A 2,973-nucleotide genomic window follows, 5' to 3' on the forward strand; every position below is an offset into this window, starting at 1 on the left:
CCGCCTTTACACCTGCGCCCTATCAACGTCGTAGTCTGCGACGGCCCTCAAGGAGCCCTAATCTTGCGGACGGCTTCGCGCTTAGATGCTTTCAGCGCTTATCCTGACCAGACGCGGATACCCGGCCGTGCGCCTGGCGGCACAACCGGCTTACCGGAGGTCTGTCAACCACGGTCCTCTCGTACTAGTGGCCGAACCGCGCAAGGCTCCCGCGCCCACGATAGATAGAGACCGAACTGTCTCACGACGTTCTGAACCCAGCTCGCGTGCCACTTTAATGGGCGAACAGCCCAACCCTTGGGACCTTCTCCAGCCCCAGGATGTGACGAGCCGACATCGAGGTGCCAAACCACCCCGTCGATGTGAGCTCTTGGGGGGGATCAGCCTGTTATCCCCGGAGTACCTTTTATCCTTTGAGCGACGGCCCTTCCATGCGGAACCGCCGGATCACTATGCCCCAGTTTCCTGCCTGCTCGGGGTGTCCCCCTCCCAGTCAAGCGCCCTTTTGCCATTGCACTCATTTAGGCCGGTTGCCAATCGGCCTGAGGGCACCTTTGGAAGCCTCCGTTACGCTTTTGGAGGCGACCACCCCAGTCAAACTGCCCGCCAAGCGGTGTCCGCGCATCGCGCGTTAGACCCCGGACAGCGGAAGGGCCGTATTTCAACGGCGGCTCCGGCACCACTGGCGTGGCGCCCTCATTGCCTCCGGCCTATCCTACACATCCGATGGCCAAGGTCAGCGCTAAGCTGCAGTAAAGGTTCACGGGGTCTTTTCGTCCCATCGCGGGTAATCGGCATCTTCACCGATACTACAATTTCACTGAGATCATGGTCGAGACAGCGCCCGGATCATTACACCATTCGTGCAGGTCGGAACTTACCCGACAAGGAATTTCGCTACCTTAGGACCGTTATAGTTACGGCCGCCGTTTACCGGGGCTTCAACTCGGCGCTTCCCTTGCGGTGACGCCTCCTCTTAACCTTCCGGCACCGGGCAGGTGTCAGGCTGTATACTTCATCTCTCGAGTTTGCACAGCCCTGTGTTTTTGGTAAACAGTTGCCTGGGCCTGTTCGCTGCGCCTCCCACAGGGGGAGGACCCCTTCTCCCGAAGTTACGGGGCTGGTTTGCCTAGTTCCTTGACCATGAGTCTCTCAACGCCTTGGTATGCTCTACCCGGCCACGTGTGTCCGTTTGCGGTACGGGTGCCCGTGCGGTTAAGCTTAGCGGGGTTTCTTGGGAGCCGGATTACCCGCACTCTCGGCCCTCCACGAATGGAGCGCCGTACTCTCAGGTTCGGCTCGGGGCGTGTGCTTGACTGCGCCCCTCGACGCCTACACCCTTCAACGCGCAGTTCCGTCTGCGCGCGGCGGTGTCACTTCTCCGTTGCCGCATCGCCCGCACGGGCAGTCACGGAATATCAACCGTGTCTGCCATCGCCATCGCCATTCGGCTTAGGCTTAGGGCCCGACTTACCCCGGGATGACTGGCATCGCCCGGGAAACCTTGGCCTTGCGGCGGGGGGGGTTCGCGCCCCCCTTGTCGTTACTCATACCTACATTTGCCTTTCCAGGCGCTCCAGCATGGGTCGCCCCTTGCATTCTGCGCACCTGGAATGCTCCCCTACCGATACGTTCTTTCGATATCCCGCGCCTTCGGCATCTGCCTTATACCCGATTATTATCCACGCGAGCCCCCTCGACCAGTGAGCTGTTACGCACTCTTTGAATGAATGGCTGCTTCCAAGCCAACATCCTGGCTGTCCCAGGGGGCACACTTCGTTAGACTAACTCAGGCAGAATTCCGGGGCCTTAGACGGCGGTCTGGATTCTTCTCCTCTCGGGGGCGGACCTTAGCACCCGCCCCCTTACTGCAGGGCTTCTGCGGACGCGCATTCGGAGTTCGTCAGGACTTGACAGGCGGTGAAGCCCTCGCGTCCTATCGGTCGCTCTACCTCGCGCCCGGAACACCCCACGCGGCACCTAAATGCCTTTCGGGGAGTACGAGCTATCTCCAAGTTTGATTGGCCTTTCACTCCTACACTCGGCTCATCCGGAAGCTTTTCAACGCTTATCGGTTCGGGCCTCCATCCCGCGTTACCGGGACTTCACCCTGGCCAAGTGTAGATCACTTGGTTTCGCGTCTGCCACCGCCGACTATGCGCCCTCTTCAGGCTCGCTCTCACTGCGGCTCCCCGCGTCTTCACGGTTAACCTCGCCGGCGACGGCAACTCGTAGGTTCATTATGCAAAAGGCACGCCGTCACACGCACATGCGTGCTCCGACCGCTTGTAGGCGCATGGTTTCAGGGTCTCTTTCACTCCCCTCGACGGGGTGCTTCCCACCTTTCCCTCACGGTACTTGTTCACTATCGGTCTCAAGGGAGTATTTAGCCTTGCCGGATGGTCCCGGCGGATTCGCACAGGGTTTCTCGTGCCCCGCGCTACTCAGGGAACCGCTACGCCAGCACCGACGGCGCGTAAGGGGCTTTCACCCGCTATGGCCGGACGTTCCAGTCCGTTCCGCTTAACGGTGCTTGTGCGACATTGCGGCCCTACTACCCCGACGGCGCCGAAACGCCGACGGTTTGGGCTCTTCCCCGGTCGCTCGCCACTACTGGGGGAATCACTGTTGTTTTCTCTTCCTGCGGGTACTAAGATGTTTCAGTTCCCCGCGTTCGCCTCACGCTCAATGCGTGATGCCGCCTTTCGGCGGCGGGTTGTCCCATTCGGAGACCTGCGGGTCAATGGCCGGTTGCGCCTAACCGCAGATTATCGCAGCTTCCCACGTCCTTCATCGCCTCCTTGAGCCTAGGCATCCACCATGCGCCCTTATTCAATTTCGACTCATTCCCACATTCAATGCGGGATTGCGCTTTCCCGGCGGCCACACTGAGTGGCTGCCGGCCTTGCTTGTTGCTTGTCTTGTATACAGTATGTCAAAGATCGTTCGCCTCATAAGGCGGTGTGGAGAATA

At 60.0% G+C, this 2,973-nt stretch carries 1 rRNA gene; it reads right to left on the minus strand.

The annotated features are described in order from the left end of the window. Positions 1–2,842, minus strand: a 23S ribosomal RNA gene (locus H6B30_RS15690); the annotation flags it as partial. Between the last annotated feature and the right edge of the window lie 131 nt (positions 2,843–2,973).

It is taken from the genome of Marseilla massiliensis (assembly GCF_016899955.1).
Taxonomy (GTDB): Bacteria; Bacteroidota; Bacteroidia; order Bacteroidales; family Bacteroidaceae; genus Prevotella; species Prevotella intestinigallinarum.